This window comes from Nocardia sp. NPDC004604, assembly GCF_040609795.1.
Classification (GTDB): Bacteria; Actinomycetota; Actinomycetes; order Mycobacteriales; family Mycobacteriaceae; genus Nocardia.
Genome location: NZ_JBEXLC010000001.1, coordinates 245,127 through 271,438, shown reverse-complemented (window position 1 = coordinate 271,438; position 26,312 = coordinate 245,127). Strand labels below are relative to the sequence as shown.

Here is a 26,312-nt window from a genome sequence, read left to right as displayed (position 1 = left end):
GGGAGGATTACCGGACTCGCTAACCAGTACACTCTCGGCCTTGGCGAACCACCCTGGCGGAGGAACAGTCATCCTAGGCCTCGATGAGGCAAACGCCACGCGCATGGTCACGCCCGAATCTGCCGTGCAGTCCATGCTGCCCAGTTGGCGCGGACCGCAGCTCCTTTCGTCGGAGGAGGTCGGTGCGGGGTGGCACCGCAACGGCTCTCGGACACGGTTCAGCTGCGGTGCGCTGGCCTCCTATGCGCGGGTTGCAGGCCGCAACTGTTCGGCGCCGCCAACGGTGGCCTGGCATGCGAAGGCGGTCGGTTGGCGGAGGCCTTACGACAGCTCTCACACACGGTTTCAGCCACGGCGCACAAGCTGCACACTATGCGTGGCAACCACTGGCGGGCAGACGCTGCTTCGTGCAGTTAGGGGGATGCAGAGGGACGCGGCCTAGCGCGGGGTGCCGGTTCAGCTGGTGAAGAAGTCGAAGAGTGGGGTGGTGGCGGCGCGTAGTTCGCAACTGTTGCCGAAGGTCTTCTGCCACTGGAAGTTTCGGCCGTGCCAGGTACCTGCGGCCGTCGCGGTGACCGGGGCGTAGATCTTCATGCAGCGGACGCCGGGAGAGCCCGCTAGTTTGTCGAAAGCGCCATCGGCGGCCGTCAGCGCTGCACACGCCTCGCTCGCGGCGGGATGGCTACCGGCCGCGGGATCGCACGTCAGCGTGACCTGCTCCGCATTAGGACTCTGCGCATCGCCCTTGCTGACGCTCAGCGATAGCTCGGACTGCTCGGGGTCCGCGCCTGCCGGTGCCGCTGACAGTGCGGCGGTGGCGATCGCAAGGCAGATGGTAGCGATGGTGCGAAGCGAGTTGGTCATCATCGGCCCCACTCAACCACAGCAGGCACGGCACCACGGTCGGTCGGCACAAGTCGGCACGCCGGCGACAGTTCGCGCAGCAAATGGCGGGCGAGTGTCAGCCGATGTCGACCGGGTCGATTTGGACGCGGAGGGGGGCGTCGGAGCGGTGGGTGCTGCGGATGGCCTGGGCGGCGGTGAGGGCGCGGGCGAGGGCGGCACCCGAGGCGCGGTTGACGCGCAGCAGCATGCGCTCGACTTCGGCAGGAGAATCGCCGCTGTCGAAGGGTTTGCGGGCGCCGGGCGGGAGTGGCACCGGGCCGAGGCGGTCGACACTATCCGGAAGCTTTGCAGCCGAGAGCAGTTCGGCAATCGAGTCGGAAGTGCCGTCGATGGCGGCCATGCGGACCGCGGGTGGGAAGCCGACCTCGGCGCGGCTCGCCAACTCGGCACGGGCATGGCCGACCGGATCCCAGCGCAGCAATGCCTGCACGGTCGGCAGCGAGGGTTCGGCCATGACGATGACCTGGCCGTGGTTGCGGACCAGGGCCGCTGCCGACATCCACCGGCGCAGCGTGTCCTCGGCGGCGCGCAGGTCCGCGCGGCTGAGCAGGGCCCAGCCGTCGAGCAGCAGCGCAACACCGTAGCCACCGGGCAGCACCGGTTCGGCGCCGACGGTCGCGACGATCACCTGCGGGCCCGGTTCCACCGTATCGAGGATCGCGCCGCCGCTGGATCCGCGAATCGGCACGCCGGGAAAGGCGCGACCGAGTTCCTCAGCGGTGCGCGCCGCGCCGATCACCACCGCGCGCAGCGCCCTGGAAGCGCAGGCGGGACAACGGAATGCGGCCTCGGTGATACCGCACCACCGGCATGCCGGACTGTGCGCGGTCTCGCCGCGATGCCCGGCTCGCCCATCCGGCAGGGCAAGTGGGCCGTTGCAGTGCCGACATCGTGCGGGCGTACGGCATTTCGCACAGGCGAGCGCCGGAATGTACCCGCGCCGCGGCACCTGCACCAGGACCGCCACCCCCTCCTTCAGCGCCGATCGCGCGGCGGCATATCCCACCGCGGGAATGCGAACGGCCCGCGCGACGGGATCGCGCTCCATCGCGATATCGGAGTCACCCGGTGCACTGATCCGCGGCGAAAGCTTGCGCACCACGGCACGATCGGCGATCAGATCGTGCGCCCACCCCGAGTCCACCACGGCCTGGATCTCCGCCGTCCGCGCAAATCCCCCCGCAACGAATGCCGCCCCTGTCTCATGCGCCCGCAGCATCGCGACCTCTCGCGCATGGGGATACGGCGCACGCGGCTCGGCATAGGTGTCGTCACCGTCATCCCAGATCGCGATCAGCCCCAGATCATGAGCGGGCGCGAAGACCGCACTCCGGGTCCCGACAATTACCCGCGCGCTCCCCCGCAATGCAGCCAGCCACCGCCGATACCGCGCCGCCGGACCCAAACCCGCCGCCAATCCGACCGCCGAATCCCCCACCAGCCGAACACACTCCGCCAACACCCGATCCAGATCCCGCTGATCCGGCACCATAAGAATCGCACTGCGCCCCCGCCCCGCGACCACCGCGGCCAACTCCGCCAACCGCCGCGCCCAATCCTCCCCCGGCACCGCCTGCCACCCTGCCCGCACCCCCTTCCCCTGCCCCAGCGCACCGACAAACGGCCTCCCGTGGACATACCGCCCCCACGCATCCAGATTCACCGCAACAGCCCCGGACGGTCCCCCCGATTCGCGGCACGCACCAGCACCCTGCACATCCGGTTCCGCACTGCTCCCCATTGTTGTGCCCACCGCTGTATCGGACGAATGGTGCGTGCTGGGCGCCTTCCTGCCGCCCGCCACCGGTGCATCCGCCGAATCGGTCACCGCCACTACCGCATTCACCGGCATGGCGAGCTCGACCCCATCCGCTGCACCTACAGCGTCAGCCGCCAGCGACGCATCGAACGATTCCGCGCCCACAGCCGCGGCATCCACCCGTTCGGCGGAGTCGGCAGAGTCTGTCGCTGCCACACCGGACACTGGTCCGCCCGCAACCGGAGCATCCGGCGAATCAGCCCGCGCCGCCACCACATTCACCGCCGCAACGGATTCACTCACATCCGCCGGTGCACCTTCTCCGTCGGCCGCCGACCGCCCTTCGAATGAATCACCAACCCCCACTGCAGCATCCACCCCTAAGGCTTCGACGGCAGAGCCGACCGCCGCCACCCCAGATGCTGGGCCGCTCACCGATGCAACCGGCGAACCGGTCAGCGCCACTACCGCATTCACCGATGCAGCTGACTCGCTCGCATTCGCAGATACACCTCCAGCGTCGGCCGCCGACCCCCCTTCGAATGAATCACCAACCCCCACTGCAGCATCCACCTCTTCGGCAGAGTCGGTCCCCGCCGCCCCGAGTGCCGGTGCTTCCGGCGAACCAGCCTGCGCTGCCATCACATTCACCTGCGCAACGGGCTCGCTCACATCCGCCCGTGCGCCCACTGTGTCACCCATTGGCCGCGCATCGAAGGAATCACCGACCGCCGCTGCGGCATCTACCCCCACGCCAGAGTCGGTCCTCGGCGCCCCCGGTACTGAGCCGCTCACGGGTGCATCCGGCGAATCAGTCAGCGCCGCTACCGCATTCACCGCCGCAGCGGAATCGATCGCACCCGCTGATGCACCTCCGCCGTCAGCCTTCGGCGTCGCATCGAGTGAATCAGTGACCGCGGCTGGTGCATCTACTCCAACGGCGGAGGGGGCGAAGTCGGTCCCGGCCGCCTCTGGTGACCCCGAACCGGAGGACGCCCGTTGCGGGTCGGCACCCAACGGTGCGTCGCGTCGGGCAGCGGCGGATGGCGCATCGGGGACGGCGGCAGTCGGTTCCGCAGCGGGATCGTCGACGAGTTCGCTGTCCAACGGCGCGCGCAAGGTGCTGGATTCGACGGCTCGACGCGGAGGCGTAGCAGAATCCTGCTGCGGCTCTTGGGATTCAGCTGACTTCTTCGGGCCGCCGTTCTCGGTGCGCGCATGGCGGGGCGGGATGGCGAGGCGCAGGACGTCGGCGCGGGTGCCCGCGTAGCGGGCGGCTACCGAGGTGGCCAGCCGAAGGATTTCCGGGGTCAAGACGCGTTCGGCGGAGACCACGCGTTCGAGTTTGACCATTTTCCCGGTGTGGTCGCTGTGCGACAGGCGGGCCAGGATGTAGCCGTCGACGAGGCGGCCCGCGAAGCGGACGCGGACCCGAACGCCGGGTTGGGCGAGTTCGTCCAGTTCCGGGGGCACCAGGTAGTCGAAGTCGCGGTCCAGATGCGCAGGCGACAACAGCGGGAGCACCCGTGCGATCGGATGTCCCGCTGTTGTCGAATCGTGCGTTGCCATGACTGCGGCACCGGCGTCGGCGGAAGCCATGGCGGAGAGGTCCGCTGTGGGTTCGCGCACGCGGACCCCGATGTGCCTACAGTCCCACAGCCGCGCGCAACTTGTCGGCGCGGTCGGTGTGCTCCCAGGGCAGGTCGATGTCGGTGCGGCCGAAGTGGCCGTACGCGGCGGTCGGCGCGTAGATCGGCCGCAGCAGGTCCAGATCGCGAATGATCGCGCCGGGCCGCAGGTCGAAGACCTCGGTGATGGCCGTGGCAATGCGCGCCGGGTCGACCTTCTCGGTGCCGAAGGTCTCGACGAACAGACCGACCGGTGCGGCCTTACCGATGGCGTAGGCGACCTGAACCTCGACCCGGTCGGAAAGTCCGGCCGCGACGACATTCTTGGCAACCCAGCGCATGGCGTAGGCGGCCGAGCGGTCCACCTTCGACGGATCCTTACCGGAGAACGCGCCGCCACCGTGGCGGGCCATGCCACCGTAGGTGTCGACGATGATCTTGCGACCGGTCAGACCGGCATCACCCATCGGACCACCGAGCACGAACTTGCCGGTGGGGTTCACCAGCAGACGAATATTGGAGACATCCAGCGGCGCGGGCAGGTCGAGATCGGCGAGCACCGCGTCGACGACCTTCTCGCGGATATCGGGTGCCAGGAGGTTGTCCAGGTCGATATCGGCGGCGTGCTGGGTGGAGATCACGACCGTATCCAGGCGGACCGGGCGGTCGCCGTCATATTCGATGGTGACCTGGGTCTTGCCATCGGGACGCAGGTACGGCAGCACACCGGACTTGCGAACCTCGGTCAGCCGACGCGAGAGGCGGTGCGCGAGCGCGATCGGCAGCGGCATCAGCTCGGGAGTGTCGGTGTTGGCGTAGCCGAACATCAGGCCCTGGTCCCCGGCGCCCTGACGTTCGATCTCGTCATGGGATCCGGCAGTGCGCGCCTCGTGCGAGGTGTCCACGCCCTGCGCGATATCCGGCGACTGCGCGCCGATCGCGATATTCACACCGCAGGAATTGCCGTCGAAACCCTTTGCGGATGAGTCGTATCCGATTTCCAGGACCTTTTCACGGACGATTTTGGGAATATCCGCATAGGCCGAAGTAGTGACCTCACCCGCGACGTGGACCTGACCGGTGGTCACGAGGGTCTCCACCGCGACCCGGCTACGCGGGTCTTCCGCGAGCAGGGCGTCGAGGATGGAATCGCTGATGGCGTCACAGATCTTGTCCGGATGACCTTCGGTCACGGACTCACTGGTGAAAAGGCGGCTGCCAGACGTGGGCACAGTTCTTCCCTCTCCCTCAACGGGTTACTCGTATCGAATTGCGACGGTAACGCGATGCGTCCACCACACAATCCTTCATCTCAGACTATTCCAAACCACCGACACGATGGAGCTGACGACAGGCAACTGTCTCAGACTATTGAATCCGTCAACGTGTCGGGCCGGGGCTCCAGCCTCCAACACGTCGACCAGTCCGGGTTGCGGTCGACCACCAGCCTAACCATGCATCGGCGGCGCTTCCACCAAATGTTTTCGGTGCATGTATTTCCAAGCACCGCACCGGGTCTCAGCGCAGCAGCGGACCGAGCGCGTCCAGCACCCGGCTGGCGAGCAACGCCTTCGACCCGTGATCGAGCGCCTGTTCGGTGCCGTCGGCGCCGAGTAGCCAGCCGTCGTTGGTATCGACCTCGAACGCCTTGCCCTCACCGACCGCGTTGACGACCAGCAGGTCGCAGCCTTTACGCGCCAGTTTGGCCCGCGCGTGCGTGAGCACATCGCCGTGCTCGTCACCGGTCTCGGCGGCGAAGCCGACGATCGCGGTTCCGGGCAGTTGACCATCGCGGCGCGCCTGGACCAACCCGGCGAGAATATCGTCGGTCTTGGTCAGCGGGATCACATCGGGCTCGTGTGCACCCTTTTTGATCTTGGCCGCGGCCACCGTTGTCGGCCGGAAATCGGCGACGGCGGCGGCCATGATCACCGCGTCCGCACCGAGCGCATGCTTCTCGACGGCGGTCTTGAGCTGTTCAGCGGTGGTGATGTGCACCAGATCGACGGCGGCGGGTGCGGCCATCTCGATCGTATTGCCCGCGATCAACGTCACGTGGGCACCGCGCTGCGCGGCGACCCGCGCCAGCGCGTAGCCCTGCTTGCCGGAGCTGCGATTGCCCAGGAAACGCACCGGATCCAGCGGTTCTCTGGTTCCGCCCGCGGTGATGACCACGCGGCGGCCCACCAGATCACGCGGGATGGCGTCGGCGCGTTCCAGCAGCAGCGTCGCGAGCCCGAAGATCTCCTCGGGCTCGGGCAACCGGCCGGGACCCGTGTCGGCGCCGGTCAACCGGCCCGACGCGGGTTCCATGACGATCGCACCGTGCGAGCGCAGCGCCGCGACATTGGCGACGGTGGCCGGATGCTCCCACATCTCGGTATGCATCGCGGGCGCGAACAACACCGGACATCGGGCCGTGAGGAGCGTGGCGGTGAGTAGATCGTCGGCGCGGCCGTGCGCGGCCCGCGCCATCAGATCGGCGGTCGCCGGGGCGATGACCACCAGGTCCGCCTCCTGGCCCAACCGCACATGCGGCACCTCGGGTACATCGGTGAACACATCGGTGTGCACCGGGTTCCCGGACAGTGCCTCGAACGTTGCCTTGCCGACGAACTGCAGCGCCGACTCGGTGGGGATCACCCGCACCTGGTGCCCGGTTTCGGTGAACCGGCGCACGATCGAGCAAGCCTTATAAGCAGCGATTCCGCCGCCGACGCCGACGACGATCCGTGTGGTCACTACCCCTCCGGTGGGCTGATCCCCGCCTGAGCGGGGAGTTCGACGAGCCTGCTATTCGCCTTCGGAGTGCTCGAGCAGGTCGGAGTGGATTTCTCGCATCGCGACCGAGAGCGGCTTTTCCTGCAGACCCGGCTCGACCAGCGGACCGACGTACTCGAGAATGCCGTCGCCGAGCTGGTTGTAGTAGTCATTGATCTGGCGGGCCCGCTTGGCCGCGTAGATCACCAGCGCATACTTGGACGAGGTGCGCTCCAGCAACTCGTCGATCGGCGGGTTGGTGAGGCCGATCGGAGTGTCGTATGCGGGCGCGGGCTTGATGTCCGTACTGCTCACTTGTGTGGGCTCCTGCGGGGATCGGTTCTTCGGGCTGGGTTATTTCGAGCGTGAGCCTGTCACGAACTCGAATTTGTGCTAACGAACAACGATACCAACTGCTCACAGGCGCTGGTCACCTCGTCGTTCACTATGACCATGTCGAACTCGTCACAGGCCGCCAATTCGGTCCTGGCGGTATCCAACCTGCGTGCGATCACCTCGGGCGATTCGGTACCGCGCGAGGTCAGCCGGGATACCAATTCGTCCCAGCTGGGCGGGGCGAGGAAGACCAGCAGCGCCTCCGGGATGGCCTTGCGCACCGACCGCGCACCCTCGAGGTCCACCTCGACGAGCACCGGCAGACCGGCCGCCATTGCGGTACGCACCGGTTCGGCCGGGGTGCCGGAGCGCTGAAGTCCCCCGTGGATATCGGCCCACTCGAGAAGTTCGCCTGCCTCGATCATGGCGTCGAACTCCTGCCGGGACACGAACCGGTAGTCGCGGCCGTCGACCTCCCCGGGCCGTGGGGCCCGGGTTGTCGCCGACACGCTGAAGACCAGTTGGGGAAGTCGCTCGCGGACGCAACGGACCACGGTCGACTTACCCACGGCCGAGGGGCCGACCAGTACAACCAGTCGACCCTTCCGCGTGTTTTCGACCACCTTGGTGGTCAGGCGAAGTCGAATCGGGCGAGCAGCGCCTTGCGCTGCCGATCACCCAGTCCGCGCAGCCGCCGGGTGGGGGCGATCTCCAGCTCGCTCATGATCTCCGCCGCCTTGACCTTGCCCACCTTGGGCAGGGCCTCCAGCAGAGCCGACACCTTCATCTTGCCGAGGATCTCATCGGTTTCGGCGTCGGTGAGGACCTGCTTCAGGTCGGTGCCGCCACGCTTCAGGCGCTCCTTGAGCTCCGCCCGAGCACGGCGAGCGGCAGCCGCCTTCTCCAAAGCAGCGGCGCGCTGCTCGTCAGTCAGCTGGGGAAGGGCCACGGTTCCTCCGTCTCATCGTTCATTGCATTAACTCCTGCCGGTAACCCAGCAGTCCCAGCGACCGTACCCACGACGTTCCTCGATTGCGAACCCACCCCCCAGGTCAGCGCATGATTCGCCGATATCGTAGGGGTGGGCGCGGCGGGATGCGCACAGCGCGTCGATCGCTGCGGTGATCCTACCGCCGAAAGCTCGAAATGCCCCACGAGCAGGGGTTTTTCATAGATTCATTCGGTTAGCGGAGCGATAGCGGCGACAACCCGCACCACGCCAGCAACCGGTCGCTCGTCCGACCTGGAAGTTTCTCGGATTTTTCCGCGTGTCGCGTTGTTCTTGCGCGTGTCGGACGCGCGAATCGACCGATTTCGAGTCTTCCGGCCCTACCGGCGATCGCCCGAAGGGTGGCACGGTGGGCATGAGCGGCACCCTGTGCCGCGCCAGCGCGGCCCGTGATCGATCAGAACGCCGGGTCGGCCATCGGTGTGCCAGATGGCGGGGAAAACGGCGCAGCGGGGCGCACAGCTGTTCGATATGACATGTCATCCCCGCTCAGCCGACACCGCCCACCCCGGAAACGCAGAATGGACCGACGCCGAAGCGCCGGTCCACCGTCATCATCGCCGCGTTATCGCCGCAGGAAGGCGAACTCCTCCTGCAATGCGCTCACCTTGGCACGCAGTGCCGATACGGACGGGCCGTGGCGCAGCACCTCGCGCGAGGCATTCGGCACAACCGCGTGCAGCTGCTGATCCGAGACCAGCTCACGCACGGTTTCCGGGCCGCCGCCCTGCGCGCCCACGCCCGGCATCAAGATCGGACCGTTGAGCGCCGCGAGGTCCGGCGCCTCGGTGAGTGTGGCTCCGAGCACAATGCCGACCGAACCGAACTCCTGCCCCGCATTGCACTGTGCCGCCGCGTCGACCATCGTCTGCGCCACCGTGCGACCGTCCGCCGCCAGCGCCCGTTGCACCTGCGCACCTTCGGGGTTCGAGGTGGCGGCGAGCACGAAGACACCGCGGCCGTTCGCCTGCGCCTGCGTCAAAGCCGGTGCGAGGGAACCGAATCCGAGATACGGCGAGACCGTCACCGCATCCGATCCGAGCGGGCCATCGGCGAGCCAGGTGCGCGCGTAGGCGGCCATGGTGGAGCCGATATCGCCGCGTTTGGCGTCGGCCAGCACCAGGGTGCCCGAGGCGCGCAGCACCTCGATGGTGCGCTCCAGCACCGCGATGCCACCGGAACCGTAGGCCTCGAAAAAGGCGACCTGCGGTTTGATCAGCGCGACCTCACCGTCGAAGGCCTCGACGCAGATCTCGGCGAACTTCTCGACACCGTCGACATCGTCGGTGAGGCCCCAGGACTCGAGCAGGCCGGGATGCGGATCGATGCCGACGCACAGTGGCCCGAAATGCCGCATGGCGTGCTGCAATCGGGCACCGAATGTCTTCATCGCCGCGCCTCCCTCGTCCGTCGCCGCCTCAGCCACGCAGCACCGAATGCAGTTCCTGCAGTGAGCGCACCCCGATGCCGCCGTTGATACTCGCCTCGATGCCCTGCACCGCGGCGGCCGCACCCTGCACCGTGGTGATGCACGGGATGTTCACGCCCACCGCAGCGGTGCGGATCTCGTAGCCGTCCACGCGCGGCCCGGAGTTGCCGTAGGGGGTGTTGAACACCATATCGACCTCACCGTCGCGGATCTGCTCCACAATGGTCGGCTGGTCGGCCGGACCGTCCTCGGAGTGCTTGCGCACCTGTTCGCAGGGAATTCCGTTGCGACGCAGCATTTCCGCCGTGCCCTCGGTGGCCAGGATCCGGAAGCCGAGATCGTTGAGGCGCTTGACCGGAAACACCATCGCGCGCTTGTCCCGGTTGGCGATCGAGACGAAGACGGTGCCCTCGGTCGGCAGCGAACCGTAAGCCGCGGACTGGCTCTTGGCGAAGGCGGTGCCGAAATCGGCGTCGATGCCCATGACCTCACCGGTGGACTTCATTTCGGGCGAGAGCAGCGAATCCACACCGCTGCCGTCGGCCTTGCGGAACCGGTGGAACGGCAGTACCGCTTCCTTGACCGCGACCGGCGCGTCGAGCGGCACATGGCCGCCATCGCCCTCGGCGGGCAGCATGCCCTCCTTGCGAAGTTCGGCGATGGTCGCGCCCATGGTGATCCGCGCGGCCGCCTTGGCCAGCGGCACCGCCGTGGCCTTGGATACGAACGGAACCGTCCGGCTCGCCCGCGGATTCGCCTCGAGCACGTAGAGCACATCGTCCTTGAGCGCGTACTGCACATTGAGCAGTCCCTTGACGCCGATGCCCTTGGCAAGCGCAATGGTGGAGCGGCGCACCGCCTCGATATCGCTGCGGCCCAAGGTGATCGGCGGCAGCGCGCACGCGGAGTCGCCGGAGTGGATGCCCGCCTCTTCGATGTGCTCCATCACACCGCCGAGGTAGACCTCGTCACCGTCGCAGAGCGCGTCGACATCGATCTCGATGGCGTCTTCCAGGAAGCGATCGACCAGCACCGGATGTTCCGGGCTGAGCTCGGTGGCCCTGGAGATATAGCCCTCCAGCGAGGCCTCGTCGTAAACGATCTCCATGCCACGCCCGCCGAGCACATAGGACGGGCGCACCAGCACCGGGTAGCCGATGCTTGCGGCGATCTTCTTGGCCTGCGCGAAGGTGGTCGCGGTGCCGTACTTCGGCGCGGGCAGACCCGCGGCGACCAGCACATCGCCGAATTCGCCTCGGTCCTCGGCCAGGTCGATGGCGGCGGCACTGGTGCCGACCACCGGCACACCGGCGTCGGTGAGGCGCTGCGCCAGCCCGAGCGGGGTCTGCCCGCCGAGCTGCACGATCACACCGGCAACGGTGCCGGACTCGGTTTCGGCGTGGTAGACCTCGAGCACGTCCTCGAAGGTCAGCGGCTCGAAGTAGAGTCGATCTGCGGTGTCGTAATCGGTGGAGACGGTCTCCGGATTGCAGTTGACCATCACCGTCTCGTACCCGGACTGCGACAGCGTCTGCGCCGCGTGGACACACGAGTAGTCGAACTCGATGCCCTGACCGATGCGGTTCGGGCCCGAACCGAGGATGATCACCTTCTCGCGCTCGCGCTGCGGCGCGACCTCGGACTCGGCGGCGGGGTCGAGTTCGTAGGTCGAGTAGTGGTAGGGCGTCTTGGCCTCGAATTCGGCGGCGCAGGTGTCGACGGTCTTGAAGACTGGACGGATATCGAGCCGGTGACGCAGGGCGCGTACGCCGGTCTCGCCCGCCAATTCCGGTCGCAGCGCGGCGATCTGGCGATCGGAGAGGCCGTAGTGCTTGGCGCGGCGCAGCAGCGCTTCGTCGAGCACGGGTGCGTCGATGACCTCCCGGCGCAGTTCGACGAGCCCGGCCACTTCCGCGACGAACCAGGGGTCGATGCCGGAAGCCTTGGCGACGTCCGCGATGCCGGCGCCTAGCCGCAGCGCACGCTCGACCTGGTAGATGCGTCCCTCGGTCGGGGTGCGCAGGTCTTCCAGGACGGCTTCGGTATCGGTCCACTTGCCGTCGTCCTGGGTCCAGAAGCCCGCGGCCTTGGTCTCCAGCGAGCGCAGCACCTTACCGAGCGCCTCGGCAAAGTTGCGGCCCAGCGACATGGCCTCGCCGACCGACTTCATGGTGGTGGTCAGCGTGGCATCGGCACCCGGGAACTTCTCGAACGCGAACCGCGGTGCCTTGACGACCACGTAGTCCAGGGTCGGCTCGAAACAGGCCGGGGTTTCCTTGGTGATGTCGTTGACGATCTCGTCCAGGGTGTAGCCGATGGCCAACTTGGCCGCGATCTTGGCGATCGGGAAACCCGTTGCCTTGGAAGCCAATGCGGACGATCGCGAGACCCGCGGGTTCATCTCGATGACGATCAGGCGCCCGTCGGCCGGGTTCACCGCGAACTGGATATTGCAGCCGCCGGTGTCGACGCCGACCTCGCGCAGAATGTCGATGCCGAGGTCGCGCAGCCGCTGGTATTCGCGGTCGGTGAGGGTCATGGCCGGGGCGACGGTGACCGAGTCACCGGTGTGCACGCCCATCGGGTCCACATTCTCGATCGAGCAGACCACCACGACATTGTCGCGGCCGTCGCGCATCAGCTCGAGTTCGTATTCCTTCCAGCCCAGGATGGATTCCTCGATGAGCACATTCGCGGTGGGCGAGGCGGCCAGACCGCCGCCCGCGATGCGATCGAGGTCCTCATGGTTGTAGGCCATGCCCGAGCCGAGGCCGCCCATCGTGAACGACGGCCGCACGACCACCGGAAAGCCCAGTTCCGCAACGGTGTCGCGGACCTCGTCCATGGTGTGGCAGACCCGGGAACGCGCGCTCTCGCCGCCGACCTTGGCGACAATGTCCTTGAACTTCTGCCGGTCCTCACCGCGCTGGATGGCCTCGAAGTCGGCGCCGATCAGCTCGACGTTGTACTTCTGCAGCACACCGCGTTCGTGCAGGGCGACGGCCGTGTTCAGCGCGGTCTGCCCGCCCAGGGTGGCGAGAATGGCGTCGGGGCGCTCCTTTTCGATGACCTTCTCGACGAACTCCGGCGTAATCGGCTCCACGTAGGTGGAATCGGCGAATTCCGGGTCGGTCATGATGGTCGCCGGGTTGGAGTTCACCAGCGATACCCGCAGGCCCTCGGCCCGCAGCACCCGGCACGCCTGGGTGCCGGAGTAGTCGAATTCGCAGGCCTGGCCGATGACGATCGGGCCAGAGCCGATCACCAGGATGTGCTTCAGATCCTCGCGGCGAGGCATCAGGCTCCTTCCATGAGACCGGCGAAACGGTCGAAGAGATAGGCGGCGTCATGGGGTCCGGCGGCGGCCTCCGGGTGGTACTGCACCGAGAACGCGCGGCCGTTCACCAGGCGGACGCCCTCGACGGTGCCGTCATTGGCGCAGATGTGGCTGACCTCGGCCTTGCCGAACGGGGTGTCGAACTGCTCGCCCTGCTCACCTTCCAGTGCGAAGCCGTGGTTCTGCGCGGTGATCGAGATCCGCCCGGTCTCATGCTCGACAACCGGGATATTGATACCGCGGTGGCCGAACTTCATCTTGTAGGTCTTGCGGCCGAGGGCGCGGCCGAGGATCTGGTTGCCGAAGCAGATGCCGAACAGCGGCAGGCCCTGCTCCAGCACCCCCTGGGTGATCGCGACCGCACCGTCCTGGGTGGCCGGGTCACCGGGACCGTTGGACAGGAAGACGCCGTCCGGCTTCAGCTCCCGGATCTGGTCCAGGGTGACGGTCGAGGGCACCACGTGCACCCGCATGCCGCGCTGGGCGAACATGCGCGGCGTGTTGGTCTTGATGCCGAGATCGACCGCGACCACGGTGAAGCGCCGGTCACCGCTCGGTTCGATCGTGTACAGCGCGTCGGTGCTGACCTCTTCGGCCAGGTCGGCGCCGAGCATCGAGGGCTGGCCGTTGACGCGGGCCAGCAATTCATCGGCGTCGGCCAGCGCCGCGCCGGAGAAGATGCCCGCCTTCATCGAACCGCGGGTGCGCAGGTGGCGCACCAGCGCGCGGGTGTCGATGCCTGCAATGCCGACGACGTGCTGGCGGTCCAGCTGGTCCTGCAGGGTGCCGGTGGAGCGCCAGTTCGACGCGACCCGCGAGGCGTCGCGGACCGCGTATCCGGCGACCCAGATCTTGGCGGATTCGTCGTCCTCGTCGTTCCAGCCGGTATTGCCGATCTGCGGGGCCGCGGCCACCACGATCTGGCGGTGATAGCTGGGGTCGGTGAGGGTCTCCTGGTACCCGGTCATCGCGGTGCAGAACACCGCCTCACCGAGTGTTTCGCCAACAGCACCGAAGGCCGTGCCGCGGAAAACCCGACCGTCCTCGAGCACCAAAGCTGCCTGTTCTTGCCCTCCCGCCACCCGGCCACCGCCCCCCATCGAATCGCTCCGCGATCCTGCATTCATTCGTCGTCTCCCGTCATCGCCCTGGCCCACGCCGGGTACACCGTCTTGTCGTCACCTCGGAAACCGGTATCTATCTCGGTTCCGGTCGGCAGCTTCCAGCGAATTACCAGCACTCCATCTTCCGTCATTACCTTGCCCGCATGTCCGCGTTCGGTCCGCACGGCCGTAATGGATTCCTGCGGAATCCACAGCACCGTCGCACCGTCGCGCTCGAGCAGAATCCCCCGTTCGAACCGCGTGAGTTCCGCCGTGGCCCGGAAACCCAAGTCGCCCACCGTGATCCGGTCCTGCCAGCTGGGCGCGATGGTGCTGCCGAGATACAGCCCGGTGGTCGGCTCGAGCACCTGGGCGCCGAGATCACCCGGCACATGTGGTAGTTCGCCGATGCGTGCCACCTGGCGTGCGGCGCGGTTCTGCCAGCCGCGATACATCAGCCAGATGCACAGGGCGAACAGCACGAGCAGCCCGACCACCCACAGCGTTCTTTCCACTTACGGACCTCCCACCGCCTTGCCCTCACGGGCGGTTACCCGGCCTCGCAGCAACGTCGTTGTCACCCGAGCCGGGAACGTCATATCGTCGAACGGCGTGTTGTTCGAAATGCTGGCGAGCTCGGCGGCCCGCACGGTCCAGGTCGTATCCGGATCGACCAGCGTGAGATTGGCCGGTTCGCCCACCTCGATCGGGCGACCGTGCCCGTCGAGTCCGACGATCTCGGCCGGACGCTCGCTCATCACCCGGGCGACGCCGCGCCAGTCCAGCAGGCCGGGTTCGACCATGGTCTGCACGATGATCGACAGCGCGGTCTCCAGGCCGAGCATGCCGGGGCGGGCGACGGCGAATTCGCAGCACTTGTCCTGTTCGGCATGCGGGGCATGGTCGGTGGCGACGCAGTCGACAATCCCCTCGGCCAGCGCCTGCCGCAGTGCGACGGTATCGGAGACCTCGCGCAGCGGCGGGTTCACCTTATTGACCGCGTCGTAGGTCTCCAGGCGCGAATCGTCGAGCAGCAGATGGTGCGGGGTGACCTCGGCAGTAATCGAAATGCCCTGTGCCTTGGCCCATTTCACCAGTTCGACGGTGCCAGCGGTGGAGGCGTGACAGATGTGCACGCGGGCACCGGCGTCGCGGGCCAGCAATGCGTCGCGCGCGACGATCGACTCCTCCGCGGCGCGCGGCCAACCGGCCAGGCCGAGGCGGGCCGCGGTCGGACCCTCATGTGCGACAGCGCCCTTGGTCAGGCGCGGCTCCTCGGCATGCTGGGCGATCAATACACCGAGGGAGTTCGAGTACTCCAGCGCGCGGCGCATGAGCAGCGGGTCGTAGACGCAGTGGCCGTCATCGGAGAACATGCGCACCGCGCCGACTCCGGCGGCCATGGTGCCCATTTCGGCGAGTTGCTTACCTTCCAGGCCGACGGTGACCGCACCCACCGGATACACATCGACCAGGCCGATCTCCTGGCCGCGCCGCCACACGTGATCGGTGACGACCACCGAATCGGCCACCGGATTGGTATTGGCCATGGCGAAGACCGCGGTGTAGCCGCCGAGTGCCGCTGCGGCGGAACCGGTTTCGATGGTCTCGGTGTCCTCGCGGCCCGGCTCGCGCAAATGGGTGTGCAGATCGACGAACCCGGGCAGCAAGATCTGGCCCTGCGCGTCGATGACCTCGGTGTCCTCGCCGGTGTCGAGATCGGTGCCGATGGCGGCGATCATGCCGTCGCGCACGAATACGTCGATCGGCTCGCCCTCGCCGTACGGCCGAACACCCTTCAGCAGCAGACTCATGCGGCAGCCTCCTGGGTACCGACCAGCAGCCGGAACAGCACGGCCATCCGCATATGCACTCCGTTCGTCACCTGTTGCAGGATCGCCGCCTGCGATGAATCCGCCACGGGCGAGGCGATTTCCATACCGCGCAGCATCGGGCCGGGATGCAGCACCACCGCGTCCGCGTCCAGCATCGCGAGCCTGCGCTCGGACAGCCCGTAGTTGACCGAGTATTCGCGGGCCGACGGGAAGAATCCGCCGTTCATCCGCTCCTGCTGCACCCGCAGCATGAGCACCGCATCCGCACCGGGCAATTCGGCGTCCAGGCTATGTGCGATCCGCGCCGGCCAGGTTTCCGCGCCGACCGGCAGCAGCGTGCGCGGCGCGACCAGTACCACTTCTGCGCCGAGGGTGTTCAGCAGGAACACATTCGAGCGCGCGACCCGGCTGTGCAGAATATCGCCGACGATGACGACACGCTTGCCCTCGATATCGCCGAGACGCTGCCGCAGGGTCAGCGCGTCGAGCAGTGCCTGGGTGGGGTGCTGGTGGGTGCCGTCACCCGCATTGATGATCGCCGGACCGGAGCGGCCCTCGGCCGCTGCCCAGGCATCCATCCACCGCGCGATCTGGTGTGCGGCACCGGAAGCCGGATGCCGAACGATCAGCGCATCGGCACCGGCGGCGTGCAGGGTGAGCGCGGTGTCACGCAGCGATTCGCCCTTGGAGACCGACGAGCTGCTGGCGCTGACATTGATCACGTCCGCGCTCATCCACTTGCCCGCGACCTCGAAGGACACTCGGGTGCGCGTCGAGTTCTCATAGAAGACGGTCATCACCGTGCGGCCGCGCAGGGTCGGCAGCTTCTTCACCTCGCGACCGAGCAGCGCCTGTTCGAAGCGTTCGGCCTCGTCGAGCAGTTCCGTGGCAGTGGCGCGGCTCAGGTCGGTCACCGTCAGCAGATGCTTCACGCCGCCACCTCCCGCACCACGCGACGACCGCGAATGCGCTGGTCGAGGCCGGGGTCGGATCCGGCGAGCCGGTTCACTGCGCTTCCTCCTGATGCAAGTAGACGCCGTCGCGGCCGTCGTGTTCGGTGAGCAGTACAGAGATGTCCTCGCTGCGGGAGGTCGGCACGTTCTTGCCGACGAAATCCGCACGGATGGGGAGTTCGCGATGACCGCGGTCGATGAGCACCGCGAGTTGGACGGCGCGGGGGCGGCCGAGATCACGCAGACCGTCGAGGGCGGAGCGAACGGTGCGGCCGGAGAAGAGCACGTCATCGACCAGCACGACCAGTGCGTCTTCGATACCGCCATCGGGCACCGAGGTCCGTTCCAGCGGGCGGTGCGGGCGGCTGCGCAGATCGTCGCGATAGAGGGTGATATCGAGCGAGCCAAGTGCCGGGCGTACGCCGGAGAATTCCTCGATCTTGTCGGTGAGCCGCGCGGCGAGCGTGGTGCCGCGGGTAGGAATGCCGATCAGCACCACGCGCGGTACGTCCGGCTCGCCCGAATCCAGGGCGGTCTTCTCGATGATCTGATGCGCGATGCGCGCGATGGTCCGGCCGACGTCGGAAGGAGACAACAGCTCACGTCCCGCGCTCACCCACTCCGGGGTGTGTCGCTGCGACGTTTCGGCAGCGCCGGACTTGGCGGCCCGTTCCTCGGGCACGGCCATGCCGACCTCCTTCCCCGCCTCACCGGACGGTCCGTTAAAGGATGTCTTACGGCATGCAGCCTAGCAGCGCCGATTACCCGGCCTTAACCAGGCATATCCTGCTGTGAGCAGGGCCACCCGAGCCCGGTGCGCCGGTCGCCCGCACGTTTCGGATCCTTCGGGCATTCCGGGCAGCGCGACGCAATCGACACCGTTAAGGCTCACGCACCGCGACAACGACTCCGATCTCCGGATCGTGCAACGCCACGGGCCGGTCGAAGGCTGCGACCATATCGTCCCAGCTGTGGAATTCGGTGCGCCAGCCGTGTTCGTCCAGCCAGGTTCTGGCATCGGCCCCGAGGCCGGTGCGCGACCGGTCCACCCCCTCGTCACCACGGACCAGCCGTTTGAGTTCGGTATAGGGTCGGGCATTTTCGTCGACGGCGAAGCGGCTGACGCCGAAACGGCTTCCCGGAGCGGATAATTCGGTCAGTGTGGTGACCACGTGCAGCGCATATTCGTGGGTCAGATAGCCGAGGACGCCCTCATCCACCCAGTGCGTCGGCAGTTCCGGCCGAAACCCGCACTCACCGAGCAACTTTGCCCAGTCCTCGCGCAAATCGGTAGCCAGCACCGCGCGTTCGCAGCGCGGTACCGCCTGCGCCGCGGCGAGGACCGGCTCCTTGAATGCGAAAAGCTCCGGCAGATCGATCTCGAACACTCGCACATCGGCGGGCAGCGGCATGCGAAATGCTCTGGTGTCCAGACCCGCGCCGATCAGCACGATTTGGCGTATCCCCTGTTCGATCGCCTCGGCGACCCGGTCATCGACGAGCCGGACACCGACCGTGCGGCCCTCGAAGAACGTCTCCGCGACCTGTTCGAGCCGCACCCAGCGCTCCGCGCCCCCGTCGACGTCGTCATAGGCGCGGCGCGCGGCATCCACGAACAACCGCGCGAACGGATCGTCGTACAGCCGGTCCGGCCGCGCGGATTCCTTGGCTCGGATCACCGCGACTCCGATCGCGGTCAACGCCACACCCGCCGTCGGCACCTTCGGATGCGTTTCGGTCATTGCCATCTCCCAATAGTTAACTTGCCGCCCGGCTAGTAATCCGGATACAGCGAGGACGCTAGGCTTCTGCTAGCCGGTCGTCAAGCAAAAATGGGAAGGACGCCATGGACGGACGTCGCAGCGATACGCGCGAGCGAATTCGTTCGGTCGCAATGGAATTGTTCTCCGAGCGCGGCTACGAGAAGACCTCCCTGCGCGAGATCGCCGACCGCCTCGGCGTCACCAAGGCCGCGCTCTACTACCACTTCCGCACCAAGGAAGACATCGTCGCCAGCCTCTCCGACGACCTGCGCCGCGGTATCGACGACATCGTGACCTGGGCCGAGAGCACACCATCCGGCCCGGATCGAGCCAATGAAATCCTCACCCGCTACGGCGCCCTCCTCCACGGCATCGGCCGCCCGATGGTGCGCTTCTGGCACGAAAACCAGCCCGCCTTCCGCCAACTCGATTTCGGTTCCAGCATGCGCTACCAATTCCGCGTCCTCGCCGACCTCATGGCCGGTACCGACCGCCCAGCCCTCGCCGTCTTCCGGGCCCGCGAAGCCCTCCTCGCCATCAGCTGGAGCACCGCCATGAGGGGCGATCTCCCGCTCACCGATGACGAGTGCTACGCCGAAGCCGTCGATATCGCCAAGGACATCCTCACCAAGAACTGAATTGATGTCCGTTTCTCGCTAGCACATATGTTCGAACCGGCGTAGATTCGGCGGCATGTCGACACCGCTGCAAGGATCGCTGCTCGACGGATTCGGTGAGATCGAGGTCGGAAGCCTTACCGGCATTCGACGGACGATATTGACCCATGGGGCATGGGTGGATGTGCTGCCCGGGTGGTTGTCGGGGGCGGATGCGCTGTTCGAGCGGCTGGTAGCCGGGGTGTCGTGGCAGGCGGAGCGGCGGCCGATGTACGACCGGGTGGTGGATGTGCCCCGGCTGCTCCACTTCTACGAGGAGGGTGCGACGCTGCCGGACCCGTCACTGGACGAGGCGCGGGCGGCATTGAGTGCGCACTACCGCGACGAGCTCGGCGAGCCGTTCCGCACCGCGGGACTCTGCTACTACCGCGACGGGCGCGACAGCGTGGCCTGGCATGGCGATACTTTCGGACGCGGGGCGACCGACGACACCATGGTGGCCATCGTTTCGATCGGTGCGCCGCGAGCGCTACTGCTGCGACCGCGCGGGGGCGGCGCGAGCATTCGATATCAGGTCGGCCACGGCGATCTGCTGGTGATGGGCGGCTCGTGCCAGCGCACCTGGGAGCATGCGGTACCGAAGACACGCAAGCCGACCGGCCCGCGGATCAGCATTCAATTCCGGCCGCGCGGCGTCCGCTGAGTGACGCGGCCGACGATTTGTTGACCTCAACCAAGGTTGAGATCAGAAGCTGATCTGCATGAGCGCAAAGACAATTCAGCCGATGGTCGAGGACAACACGGTCGACCACGCCGACGATATCGCCGCGATCGAGCAGATCATCGCCAATGTCCAGACCGCGTACAACACCAATGACGCCGAATTGATGACCGCCGACTTCACCGCCAATGCGGCGGTGGTCAATGCGGTCGGCGCCCTCATGGTCGGCAAAGATGCACTGTTCGAGGCGAATCGACAGGGACTGGCGGGATTCCTGAAGGATCAGTACGTCCGTTACGACGTCGCCGACATTGTCTTCCTGCGGCCCGATATCGCGATCGCGCACAAGGTCGCGCGTGCGACAACCGCCGATGGTGCACTGATCGATCTCGATCACGCCATGATCGCGTTGTACGTCCTGGTGAAGGAGAACGGTCGGTGGTGGACCGCGGCCAGGCAGAACACGCTGGTTCCGCAGGCGAAATAGCCGCACGGAAAGGGCAGCGGCGACGCTGCCCCTTCGCATGATCAGTTCGGCGCGAGCGGTTCCGCGGTAGTGCGTTGTTCAGGAGTCGGAAAACGACGTCGGCGAACGGTCGCGGCATGCGACCAGATCGCCCGCTGGACCTCCTCCGTCGGCGCGCGCCCGCCCCGTCGGGCCAGCACCTCGGCGCGGGCCTGGCGTGCGACATTCACATTCCGGCGGTACTGCCGGAAGATCTGCACCTCACCATTGCGGTCTTCATCCAGGTACTCATAGTCCATGCCGTAGTACGCATAAGTGCCGAGCGTCGCGAGCATGGTCCCCCACGAACGCAGCTGATCGGCTGCCCCGAAAATCGTCACCAGGCCGCCGATGCGATCGACACGCTCCCATCCGGTGGGGATATCAACGAAATTCCAGTCCCGCTCCCCCGGCCCCTTCGCCCGCCACTCCCGCAGTTCGGCCACCGCTGCGTCCAGTCCGAAGGTCTGCCAGCGGACGGTCCCCTGCGAACCATCGCGGAACGGCAGCCGCCTGCGCAGGCCGATGGCTGCGGCGCGGGTGAATACGGTCAGATCCGAGGGCACCAGCACAATCGGATCCGAGGGCGCGGCATCGAACGGATTCGGATCCAGATGCGCCGGATCGATCACCATGAGCGTGCCCGGCCGTCGCTGATAGGCCAGCCCCCACAGCAGCCGGGCGAGCACCCGCGCGCCGCGCCAATCGGAGAGCACATGCCAGGTGTCGTGAAAACGATTGGTGGCGAAGCGGAAATCGCTGCCGGGGCGCAGGCTCAGCACCGTGTACACGCGCCCATCGAGCACCATGGTGCGTCGATGCAGTTTCAACATATTGTCGGTGGCCGAACCCGGGCGCGGCCGTTTGTATTGCGCGGCCACGTTCACCTCCAGTCCGCCTCGCGTGCGTTCCAGGAGACCACGGCCGTCCGCGAGCGGCAACGGATTATTTCGCCGGGCAATCGAGAGGAACAGTGTTCCGGAGCACAGCGCCGACCGGCCCGCCCCGATAGATTGGCGTTATGAGCAATCCTGGGGCGGGGGTTTTGGCCGTGATGCCGCTACATACGATCAGCGAGGTCTACGGCGAATCCGGACTGCGTGAACGACTCCTTTTCGAAATCGCCGAACTATCCGACGCCGAGCGTCTCACCGCCGCGCTGGATCTGGCCACCGAACTGCATCGCGATGATCGCTACGGGCGCGAACCGTATTTGAGTCACCTATTGCGCGTCGCGATTCGGATCGTCAGCCATTACGAGGTGCGCGACCCGGACGTCATCGCGGCCGGACTGCTGCATGATGCGGTCGAGGATCATCCCGTGGAACTGGCCGGAGCCCGTCCAGGCTCGCCGACCGATGCCGCACTCGCCGAACTTTCCGCGCGATTCGGTGCCCGTGTCGCCGAACTCGTCGCCGCCGTCACCAACCCCGAACCGGATCCGGCTGTGGATCGGCACGAGCAATACCGGGAACACGTCGCGGCCAATCTTGATCGCGCGCCCTGGGCCCGCATCGTCAAACTCTCCGATTTCACCGATAACGGTGTCGGCATCCTGTATGCCGACAGTCCGGCAATGCGCAGACTCGCCACCAAATACCGCCCGCTCACCGATATCTATCGCGAACTCGTGACCCGCCAGGACACGCCGCTTGCCGAGCACGTCAAACGCCGCATCCTGCACCAGCTCGATAGCGCCGACGAACGTTTCGACGCCATCCTCGCGCGGGATCAGGGCTGACCATTTCGAGCGACCTGCAAGCAGTCGCTACGCTCCATTTCGAGCGACCTGCAAGCAGTCGCTACGCTCCATTTCGAGCGACCTGCAAGCAGTCGCTACGCTCGCACCACCGATTCGACCAGTTGACGAACCGCCGCGAGCAGGCGACCGGTCTCCCCCGCACGCGCCAGCCGCGGCACCTGTTCACCGCCCAACGCGCCGAGCAGCAACCTGCCCACCACCTCGGCATCCAGATCCGGGCGGGCCTCCCGCAGCAGCGCGACGATATGCGCGTCCCAGAATTCGTGGATCTCGGCGGCCCGTGGATGCGGCGGGCCCTGTAGGTAGGCAACCGTCAACTCGATGTTGTCGGTCATCAATCGGACGAATGCCTCGAAGAAGGCCACCAGCCGCTCCCCGGCCGGCGCCCCTGGTCCCAGTGGCGGCGGTCCGGTCCGCACGGCATCCATCAGCGCGAATGTGCCCTCGGCGATCAGTTCGTGCAGCAATCCGGCGCGATTGCCGAAGCGATGGAAGATCGTGCCCTTGCCGACCCCGGCAGCGGCCGCGACACGATCCATGGTGAGCGCGTCGGCACCGTGTTCGGCGAGCAGCGCGGCGGTCGCGGCCAGTATCGCCTGCCGGTTCCGTGCGGCATCCGCGCGTTCCCTCGGACGTTCGTCGGTCATTCCACCACTTTCATTGACAAGTTGACCGTCGGTCCATATTGTTTCCGAGACATCTGGACCGACAGTCAAGTTATGGAGTTATCGATGCAGGCAATCGTAATGACGGGCGTAGGCGGACCCGAGGTCCTGGTCGCCCAGGACGTCCCGGCACCGCATCCCGGCCCGGGCGAGCTGGTGATCCGAACCGAGGCGATACCGGTACTGTTCCCGGAGACCAAACTGCGCTCGGGCGAGTTCCCGATGCCGGTCGAGCCACCGGTGGTCTTCGGCTTCCAGGCCGCCGGTGTGGTCATCGAGGCCGGAGCCGGGGTCGATGCGGCATTGATCGGCCGACGCGTTGCGTTGGATACCGTCGGCTTCGGCTCCTACGCCGAATTCGTCTCCGCGCCAGCGTCTTCCGCTACCCCGATCCCCGACGGCCTGGCATCGGCCGATGCGGTCGCGGTCCTGATGAACGGTTCGGTGGCGCTGCCGCTACTCGAGACTGCGGCACTCACCGGCACCGAAACCGTGCTGATCGAAGCCGCCGCAACGGGAGTCGGTAGTGCACTCACCCAGCTCGCCAAGGAGCGCGGCGCGGCGCGCGTCATCGCAACCGCGGGTGGTCCCGAAAAGTGCGCACGGGCCAGGGAATTGGGGGCCGATGAGGTCATCGACCACAACGCTGCGGACTGGCCCACCCGACTGGCCGAAATCCTCGACAGTACAACGCTGGACGTCGTCTTCGATTCGATCGGCGGCGCCAGCGCCCTCGCTCTGCTCGATACCATGACCCCGTTGCGTGGCCGAATGCTCAGCTACGGTTGGCTTTCCGGCGCTCCCGCCCAGGTCTCGGCCATGGATCTGATCACCCGCAGCCTCACCCTGACCGGTTGCGCCGGGCCGAACTGGCTCGCCGAAGTAGCGCGAGCCCGCCCCGCGGTCCTGAACCGAGCCGCCACCGGAACCCTCACTCCCCGTGTCGATTCGGTGCTGCCACTCGACCAGGCGGCCAAGGCACACCAGCTCATCGAGGAGCGCTCCCCCATCGGCAAGATCATCCTGCAGCCCTGATTCCGGCGGGTTCGCGGGCATCTATCGCAGGAGCAGATACGTGAAATTGACTGTGGCCTTTGATATTTCCCGTGAACCATGGAATTCACCGCATGCATTGTTGCACTGTGCGCATGCAATCGATGCCGCTGACGCGGGCCGTCAGGGCCGCCGCGCGAAGGCGGGCGCATGTTCGGGCAGGATGCCCCGGGCGATCAGGAACGGGGGGACGGTCCGCAGCACGGGGATTCGACGCAGTACCCGCACCGCTAAGGGGGCCTCGGCGGCATTGGCGATATCGATTCGGCCGGATAGCGCGGGGCGAATCGCGAAGGCGTGCAGAAATCGTTGCATGCCCTGGGTGACGGATGTCGGGATGCTGCGGCGGCGCTGCACCTTGGCCAGGTCATGGGTTGTCACCGTGCCCGAAGCCAATGGTGCGGCCAGGATTCTCGCGGTGGCGACGGCGTCCTGGACAGCGAGGTTGATACCCACGCCCCCCGCCGGGGACATCGCGTGGGCGGCGTCGCCGATACAGAGCAGGCCGTCGGTGTACCACTTGTCCAGGCGATCCAACTTCACTTCGAGCAGTTTCACATCGTCCCAGTCCCGCAGCGCATCAACCCGATCGCGCAGCCACGGCGCGGTGTCGGCCATGCTGCGCACGATATCGGCGACGGGACCGCGGCGGGCCACCGCATCACTGCCCTTGGCGATGAGGGTGGCGACCTGCCAGTAGTCGCCGCGGTCCAACATGACCACGGCGCGTTCGGCGCTGAGCAGCGCGAGCAATCCGGCCGGGTCGATATCGGTGCGTGGCAGGCGGAACCACCACACATCCATCGGCGTCGGCCAGCGGTGCGACCTGAGCCCGGCCGCGGCCCGCAGCACCGAGTCGCGGCCATCGCAGGCCACTGTGAGATCGGCCCGGATCTCACCGGTGCCGCCGTCGCGGGTCCGATAGGTGACCCCGGTGATCCGGCGACCTTCCCGAATCACCCCTGTCGCCTCGGTATTCATGCGCAGCAGGAAGGTCGGTTCGCTATCGGCCGCCCGCGCCAACAGGTCGAGCAGATCCCACTGCGGCACCATCGCGATGTATTTGTATTTGCCGGGCAGGTGCTCGAGGCTGAACACGGCCTGCACCGAACCGCGGATCGGCAGTTGGACCGTATTCAGTTTGCGCGCGGGGAGTTTCGCGAATTCCTCCGCCAGCCCGAGTTCATCCAGCAGGTCCAGGGTTGTGGGATGTACGGTGTCGCCGCGGAAGTCGCGCAGGAAGTCCTTGTGCTTCTCCAGGACGGTCACATCGATACCGGCGCGGGCGAGTAGGAGTCCGAGCACCATTCCGGCTGGACCGCCACCGACCACCAGACACGTCGTGCGCTCGGCCACGCGGGGCCTCCCTCCGTGCTTGCGCGCCGGACGGACATTCCGCGGGCGCGGATGTATCGGTTCCCTTGGCTCAGCTCCATGGTAGGCCGCGTGGCCGAGCGAAGGTCCGGAAATCGTCACCGCGCCAACCGAAACCCGCCGATAACAGCTGGTCAGCGGCGCAGGATGAAGAAGTAAGGTTCGCCCATCTCCCGCATATCCATGACCCCGAGCAGCGTATCCGCAGCTACGCGCCGGAAGTGGTCGATGATCGGCAGGTGGTCGTAGACCATCGCGGCACTCACCACACCGCGGTACTCGATATCGCGCAAACGCGCTGCGGGCCTGCGTGTTCGGATTGCCGGACCGATCACCGGCAATAACTTCCGTACCGCCTCGACACCCGCGACCGGCACCTTGCCGGCCAGGCCGAGGGGGACCCGGCGCGGATCGACGGCGAAGATATTTCCCGATGCGTCGGCGAACAGCAGCGGATGCACCGAATCCGGATCGTCGAACTGTTTGCCGTACCAGCCCGAGGCGACGAGCACTCCGGCGAACGGATGTCCGGTATCGAGTTCCTCGCCCCGCCAGCGTCCGAGCGTGACCTCTGCGACCCTGGCCGCGGGCAAACGATCGAACAGCTCCCACGCATGCTCCGCGGTGCACCGACCACCGAGCAGTTCCGCCAGCTCGACAGCGGCTGACCCCGCGTCTCCCACCTCGGCCATCTCCAACCCTCTCACCGACCGAAACATTGCAAGAGAAACCCTATCTGTCTCTCAAAGACTCGGTACGACCGCCACCCCGGACCGAATCCCCACCCGGGAAGGCGG

General features: G+C 66.8%; 24 protein-coding genes. 5 read left to right on the top strand and 19 right to left on the bottom strand.

The features are described from left to right. Positions 1-456 precede the first annotated feature (456 nt). The 15 genes from ABZW16_RS01300 to ABZW16_RS01230 all read right to left on the bottom strand — a co-directional run bounded on the left by ABZW16_RS01300 (position 457) and on the right by ABZW16_RS01230 (position 18,797). Positions 457-864, bottom strand: coding sequence for a subtilase-type protease inhibitor (locus ABZW16_RS01300; RefSeq protein ID WP_354950880.1), 408 nt, complete (start codon positions 862-864; stop codon positions 457-459). Positions 865-961: 97 nt separating this feature from the next. Continuing rightward, entirely contained in the window at positions 962-4,234 is a 3,273-nt protein-coding gene (locus tag ABZW16_RS01295) for a hypothetical protein (protein ID WP_354950920.1), read from the bottom strand. A gap of 76 nt (positions 4,235-4,310) precedes the next feature. Next, the gene (gene metK / locus ABZW16_RS01290; RefSeq protein WP_354950878.1) at positions 4,311-5,525 is read right to left on the bottom strand and encodes a methionine adenosyltransferase; all 1,215 of its coding nucleotides are present in this window, start codon (positions 5,523-5,525) and stop codon (positions 4,311-4,313) included. 286 nt (positions 5,526-5,811) lie between these two features. Beyond that, positions 5,812-7,035 carry a bifunctional phosphopantothenoylcysteine decarboxylase/phosphopantothenate--cysteine ligase CoaBC gene (coaBC, locus tag ABZW16_RS01285; protein ID WP_354950876.1) on the bottom strand — a complete coding sequence of 408 codons (1,224 nt, stop codon included), beginning with the start codon at positions 7,033-7,035 and terminating at the stop codon, positions 5,812-5,814. Between the two features lie 51 nt (positions 7,036-7,086). Continuing rightward, positions 7,087-7,368: a DNA-directed RNA polymerase subunit omega gene (rpoZ, locus tag ABZW16_RS01280; RefSeq protein WP_354950874.1), complete on the bottom strand. Its 282-nt coding sequence runs from the start codon at positions 7,366-7,368 to the stop codon at positions 7,087-7,089. Positions 7,369-7,427: 59 nt separating this feature from the next. After that, positions 7,428-8,012 (bottom strand): guanylate kinase, encoded by a 585-nt coding sequence (gmk, locus tag ABZW16_RS01275; RefSeq protein WP_354950872.1) that lies wholly within the window; start codon positions 8,010-8,012, stop codon positions 7,428-7,430. An 8-nt stretch (positions 8,013-8,020) separates the two neighbouring features. Further along, positions 8,021-8,338, bottom strand: a complete 318-nt coding sequence (mihF, locus tag ABZW16_RS01270; RefSeq protein WP_062993489.1) for an integration host factor, actinobacterial type — start codon at positions 8,336-8,338, stop codon at positions 8,021-8,023. A gap of 625 nt (positions 8,339-8,963) precedes the next feature. Next, positions 8,964-9,788: an orotidine-5'-phosphate decarboxylase gene (pyrF, locus tag ABZW16_RS01265; RefSeq protein ID WP_354950870.1), complete on the bottom strand. Its 825-nt coding sequence runs from the start codon at positions 9,786-9,788 to the stop codon at positions 8,964-8,966. A gap of 28 nt (positions 9,789-9,816) precedes the next feature. After that, the gene (carB, locus tag ABZW16_RS01260) at positions 9,817-13,125 is read right to left on the bottom strand and encodes a carbamoyl-phosphate synthase large subunit (protein ID WP_354950868.1); all 3,309 of its coding nucleotides are present in this window, start codon (positions 13,123-13,125) and stop codon (positions 9,817-9,819) included. Beyond that, on the bottom strand, positions 13,125-14,246 hold the full coding sequence (gene carA, locus ABZW16_RS01255; protein ID WP_354950866.1) for a glutamine-hydrolyzing carbamoyl-phosphate synthase small subunit: 1,122 nt from the start codon (positions 14,244-14,246) through the stop codon (positions 13,125-13,127). The genes carB and carA overlap by 1 nt, the downstream gene beginning before the upstream one ends. 41 nt (positions 14,247-14,287) lie before the next feature. Next, complete coding sequence (locus ABZW16_RS01250) at positions 14,288-14,782, bottom strand: transporter (RefSeq protein ID WP_354950864.1); 495 nt, start codon at positions 14,780-14,782, stop codon at positions 14,288-14,290. Beyond that, positions 14,783-16,081, bottom strand: coding sequence for a dihydroorotase (locus ABZW16_RS01245; protein WP_354950862.1), 1,299 nt, complete (start codon positions 16,079-16,081; stop codon positions 14,783-14,785). Further along, entirely contained in the window at positions 16,078-17,034 is a 957-nt protein-coding gene (locus tag ABZW16_RS01240; protein WP_354950860.1) for an aspartate carbamoyltransferase catalytic subunit, read from the bottom strand. The genes ABZW16_RS01245 and ABZW16_RS01240 overlap by 4 nt, the downstream gene beginning before the upstream one ends. Positions 17,035-17,107: 73 nt before the next feature. Beyond that, entirely contained in the window at positions 17,108-17,743 is a 636-nt protein-coding gene (gene pyrR / locus ABZW16_RS01235; RefSeq protein WP_354950858.1) for a bifunctional pyr operon transcriptional regulator/uracil phosphoribosyltransferase PyrR, read from the bottom strand. Between the two features lie 193 nt (positions 17,744-17,936). Next, the gene (locus tag ABZW16_RS01230; protein WP_354950856.1) at positions 17,937-18,797 is read right to left on the bottom strand and encodes an SAM-dependent methyltransferase; all 861 of its coding nucleotides are present in this window, start codon (positions 18,795-18,797) and stop codon (positions 17,937-17,939) included. 104 nt (positions 18,798-18,901) lie between these two features. Here ABZW16_RS01230 and ABZW16_RS01225 point away from each other — a divergent pair, with 104 nt between their 5' ends. Genes ABZW16_RS01225 through ABZW16_RS01215 form a run of 3 tightly spaced genes read left to right on the top strand, consistent with a single transcriptional unit; the run spans position 18,902 to position 20,643 of the window. Next, on the top strand, positions 18,902-19,456 hold the full coding sequence (locus tag ABZW16_RS01225; RefSeq protein WP_354950854.1) for a helix-turn-helix domain-containing protein: 555 nt from the start codon (positions 18,902-18,904) through the stop codon (positions 19,454-19,456). 55 nt (positions 19,457-19,511) lie between these two features. After that, entirely contained in the window at positions 19,512-20,138 is a 627-nt protein-coding gene (locus ABZW16_RS01220; protein ID WP_354950852.1) for an alpha-ketoglutarate-dependent dioxygenase AlkB, read from the top strand. Between the two features lie 58 nt (positions 20,139-20,196). Further along, positions 20,197-20,643: an SgcJ/EcaC family oxidoreductase gene (locus tag ABZW16_RS01215; protein WP_354950850.1), complete on the top strand. Its 447-nt coding sequence runs from the start codon at positions 20,197-20,199 to the stop codon at positions 20,641-20,643. A gap of 41 nt (positions 20,644-20,684) precedes the next feature. Here ABZW16_RS01215 and ABZW16_RS01210 read toward each other — a convergent pair whose 3' ends face one another. Next, positions 20,685-21,542 (bottom strand): hypothetical protein, encoded by an 858-nt coding sequence (locus ABZW16_RS01210; RefSeq protein WP_354950848.1) that lies wholly within the window; start codon positions 21,540-21,542, stop codon positions 20,685-20,687. A 140-nt stretch (positions 21,543-21,682) separates the two neighbouring features. Here ABZW16_RS01210 and ABZW16_RS01205 point away from each other — a divergent pair, with 140 nt between their 5' ends. Then, positions 21,683-22,402, top strand: a complete 720-nt coding sequence (locus tag ABZW16_RS01205) for an HD domain-containing protein (protein WP_354950846.1) — start codon at positions 21,683-21,685, stop codon at positions 22,400-22,402. 95 nt (positions 22,403-22,497) lie between these two features. Here ABZW16_RS01205 and ABZW16_RS01200 read toward each other — a convergent pair whose 3' ends face one another. Beyond that, positions 22,498-23,070: a helix-turn-helix domain-containing protein gene (locus ABZW16_RS01200; RefSeq protein ID WP_354950844.1), complete on the bottom strand. Its 573-nt coding sequence runs from the start codon at positions 23,068-23,070 to the stop codon at positions 22,498-22,500. 84 nt (positions 23,071-23,154) lie between these two features. On the opposite strand from ABZW16_RS01200, the gene ABZW16_RS01195 reads away from it, so the two are divergent. Then, complete coding sequence (locus ABZW16_RS01195) at positions 23,155-24,123, top strand: zinc-binding dehydrogenase (RefSeq protein WP_354950842.1); 969 nt, start codon at positions 23,155-23,157, stop codon at positions 24,121-24,123. A gap of 141 nt (positions 24,124-24,264) precedes the next feature. Here ABZW16_RS01195 and ABZW16_RS01190 read toward each other — a convergent pair whose 3' ends face one another. Together ABZW16_RS01190 and ABZW16_RS01185 are read right to left on the bottom strand one after the other, a co-directional pair. Next, positions 24,265-25,497 (bottom strand): FAD-dependent oxidoreductase, encoded by a 1,233-nt coding sequence (locus ABZW16_RS01190; protein WP_354950840.1) that lies wholly within the window; start codon positions 25,495-25,497, stop codon positions 24,265-24,267. 152 nt (positions 25,498-25,649) lie between these two features. Continuing rightward, positions 25,650-26,207, bottom strand: coding sequence for a DUF4334 domain-containing protein (locus tag ABZW16_RS01185; RefSeq protein ID WP_354950838.1), 558 nt, complete (start codon positions 26,205-26,207; stop codon positions 25,650-25,652). Positions 26,208-26,312 lie beyond the last annotated feature (105 nt).

Bases quoted from the DNA above. Each gene is read 5' to 3' on its own strand.
- ABZW16_RS01195 (WP_354950842.1), top strand. From the start codon at position 23,155: ATGCAGGCAATCGTAATGACGGGCGTAGGCGGACCCGAGGTCCTGGTC.
- pyrF (WP_354950870.1), bottom strand. From the start codon at position 9,788: ATGAAGACATTCGGTGCCCGATTGCAGCACGCCATGCGGCATTTCGGG.
- ABZW16_RS01205 (WP_354950846.1), top strand. From the start codon at position 21,683: ATGAGCAATCCTGGGGCGGGGGTTTTGGCCGTGATGCCGCTACATACG.
- ABZW16_RS01200 (WP_354950844.1), bottom strand. From the start codon at position 23,070: ATGACCGACGAACGTCCGAGGGAACGCGCGGATGCCGCACGGAACCGG.
- ABZW16_RS01185 (WP_354950838.1), bottom strand. From the start codon at position 26,207: ATGGCCGAGGTGGGAGACGCGGGGTCAGCCGCTGTCGAGCTGGCGGAA.
- ABZW16_RS01295 (WP_354950920.1), bottom strand. From the start codon at position 4,234: ATGGCAACGCACGATTCGACAACAGCGGGACATCCGATCGCACGGGTG.
- ABZW16_RS01225 (WP_354950854.1), top strand. From the start codon at position 18,902: ATGGACGGACGTCGCAGCGATACGCGCGAGCGAATTCGTTCGGTCGCA.
- ABZW16_RS01245 (WP_354950862.1), bottom strand. From the start codon at position 16,081: ATGAGTCTGCTGCTGAAGGGTGTTCGGCCGTACGGCGAGGGCGAGCCG.
- ABZW16_RS01300 (WP_354950880.1), bottom strand. From the start codon at position 864: ATGACCAACTCGCTTCGCACCATCGCTACCATCTGCCTTGCGATCGCC.
- carB (WP_354950868.1), bottom strand. From the start codon at position 13,125: ATGCCTCGCCGCGAGGATCTGAAGCACATCCTGGTGATCGGCTCTGGC.
- ABZW16_RS01215 (WP_354950850.1), top strand. From the start codon at position 20,197: ATGAGCGCAAAGACAATTCAGCCGATGGTCGAGGACAACACGGTCGAC.
- ABZW16_RS01220 (WP_354950852.1), top strand. From the start codon at position 19,512: ATGTCGACACCGCTGCAAGGATCGCTGCTCGACGGATTCGGTGAGATC.
- ABZW16_RS01230 (WP_354950856.1), bottom strand. From the start codon at position 18,797: ATGACCGAAACGCATCCGAAGGTGCCGACGGCGGGTGTGGCGTTGACC.
- pyrR (WP_354950858.1), bottom strand. From the start codon at position 17,743: ATGGCCGTGCCCGAGGAACGGGCCGCCAAGTCCGGCGCTGCCGAAACG.